Annotated in this window: 2 protein-coding genes; both read right to left on the bottom strand. The window is 70.7% G+C overall.

Annotation, left to right across the window (positions count from 1 at the left end):
- Nucleotides 1–2: 2 nt before the first annotated feature.
- Nucleotides 3–1,403 carry a HAMP domain-containing sensor histidine kinase gene (locus VHS75_RS22655; RefSeq protein WP_329640898.1) on the bottom strand — a complete coding sequence of 467 codons (1,401 nt, stop codon included), beginning with the start codon at nucleotides 1,401–1,403 and terminating at the stop codon, nucleotides 3–5.
- Nucleotides 1,404–1,531: 128 nt separating this feature from the next.
- Nucleotides 1,532–2,203 carry a response regulator transcription factor gene (locus VHS75_RS22650; protein WP_329640897.1) on the bottom strand — a complete coding sequence of 224 codons (672 nt, stop codon included), beginning with the start codon at nucleotides 2,201–2,203 and terminating at the stop codon, nucleotides 1,532–1,534.
- Between the last annotated feature and the right edge of the window lie 152 nt (nucleotides 2,204–2,355).

Below are 2,355 nucleotides of genomic sequence, written 5' to 3'. Positions count from 1 at the left end.
GCCTAGGCCCTGGGCAGCACCAGGGCGACGCGCAGGCCAGGGCCCATTTCGCCGACCTTGCCGGGGCCCTCGGCGAGTTCGAGGCGCCCGCCATGCGCCTCGGCGACGGCGGCGACCAGGGAGAGGCCCAGACCCGCGCCGGGCTCGTTGCGGCTGTTCTCCAGGCGTACGAAGCGCTCGACGACCCGCTCGCGGTCGCCGTCGGGCACGCCGGGGCCGGTGTCGGTGACCGAGAACTCGATCTCGCCGGAGGAGCGGCGGCGCACCCGCAGCATGATCGCGCCGCCGGACGGCGTGTACTTCACCGCGTTGTCGAGGATGTTGGCCAGGGCTTGGGCCAGGAACTCGCGATTTCCTCGGGCCTGAAGGTCACCTTGCAGTTCGGCGGCGAAGTCGATGCCCTTGTCCTCGCAAAGCGGCTCGTAGAGTTCGGAGATGTTGGCGGCCAGGTCCGAGGGGTCGAACAGCACCGGATCGGGCGCCGTGCCGGCCGCCTGCAGCCGGGCGATCGACAGCACCGCGCCGAAGGTCTTCAACACCCCGTCGGTGTCTTCCAGCGCCTGGGCCAGCGCCTGGGTCGGATCGCCCTTGCCGGCCTCGACGTCGAGATAGGCGACCTCCAGCCGGGCCCGAAGGCGGGTCAGCGGCGAGCGCAGGTCGTGGGCGATGGCGTCGCCGGCATGGCGGTGGCCGGCCATGGAGCGCTCCAGGCGGTCGAGCATCTCGTTGATGCCGGCAGCCAGCTCGTCGAACTCATCGCGGGTGCCGCGCAGCTGGGCCCGCGCGCCCAGGTCGCCGTTGCGCACCGCGTCCACCACCTCGGTCAGGCCGGTCATGGAGCGGGTGACGTTGCGGCTGACCAGGATGCCGAGGAGGAGACCCAGCACAACCACCAGCGCGCCCGCGCCCTGGCTGGCGCGGGTGATCTTGTCGACATAGGCCTGGTCCTCGCCGACATCGGCGCCCACGAACAGGACCTGGCCGCCGCTCAGGCGTTGCTGCAGGCCGCGGGCCGGGTGCTTCACCGTGCGGCCCTGGGCGTCCACGTCGGTCACCGCGAAACTGGTCCAGGTGGGCGCGCCGGTGAACTTCTCCACGGGGCTCTCCTCGATGGAGCCGGAGATCTTCTTCTGGTCCGGCTTCATCAGGAGGTAGAGGAACGGCCGCTCGCTGGCCGCGCGCTCGATCAGCGACTGGTTGACCGCGTCGACGCCGGCCCTGTCATAGGCCGCCACGAGGCTGTGCATCTCGCGGGTGATCTCCTGGTCGGTGCGCCGCGTCGCCTCGCCCGCCGTCGCCACATAGATATAGGCCAGGAACGCCAGGGCGGAGCTGGCGAACAGCCCCAGGATGATCACCGTCAGCCGGAACGGCGCCGTGCGGAATATGCGCGGCAGGCGCACGCTAGATCCTCCCCCTCAGGGGGAGGTGGCGCGAAGCGCCGGAGGGGGTTTCAGCCGCCGACTCCGGGGGTGAAACCCCCTCACCCGGCTTCGCCGGGAGCTCCCCCTCTGGGGGAGCATCTGCGGTCCTAGGCATCCAACCGGTAGCCCGCCCCGCGGACCGTCTGCAGCATCGGACGGTCGAAGCCCTTGTCGATCTTCGAGCGCAGGCGCGAGATGTGCACGTCGATGACGTTGGTCTGCGGATCGAAGTGGTACTCCCAGACCTTCTCCAGCAGCATGGTGCGGGTGACCGACTGGCCGGCGTGGCGCATCATGAATTCCAGGAGCTGGAACTCGCGCGGCTGCAGGTCGATCTCCTTGCCCTGACGGCAGACGGTGCGCGCGATCAGATCCATCTCCAGTTCGCCGACCTTCAGAAGGGTCTGGACGGAGCCGGTCTCGCGCCGCCGCGCCAGGGCCTCGACGCGGGCGATCAGCTCGGCGAAGGCGTAGGGCTTGACCAGATAGTCGTCGCCGCCGGCCTTCAGGCCCTCGACGCGGTCGGCGACCTCGCCCAGGGCCGAGAGGAACAGCACCGGGGTCTGGTCGCCTTCCTGGCGCAGCCGCTCGACCATGCCGACGCCGTCGAGCTTCGGCATCATGCGGTCGACCACCAGCACGTCGAAGCGGCCGCGCCGCGCCGCGGCGAAACCGGCCTCGCCGTCCTCGGCGGTCTGGCACTCATGCCCGGCCTCGGAGAGGCCGCGCGACATCGCTTCCGACGCCTCGGCGTCGTCCTCCACGATCAACAGCCGCATGCGCCCCCCTTTCCGCCTGCGACGCCCAGATAGCGCGCCCTCGGCCTCAGCCGTCGATCTTCAGCGGCACGAAGCCCAGCATCTGGCCGCCGCGGCGCACCGCGATCGGGATCGACGCGCGTCCGGCCTTCTTCCACTCGGTCACCGCCGCG

This window comes from Phenylobacterium sp. (genome assembly GCF_036264965.1).
Taxonomy (GTDB): Bacteria; Pseudomonadota; Alphaproteobacteria; order Caulobacterales; family Caulobacteraceae; genus Phenylobacterium.
Note: the sequence above shows the minus strand (reverse complement) of the source record. Positions and strands in the feature narration are given on the sequence as shown.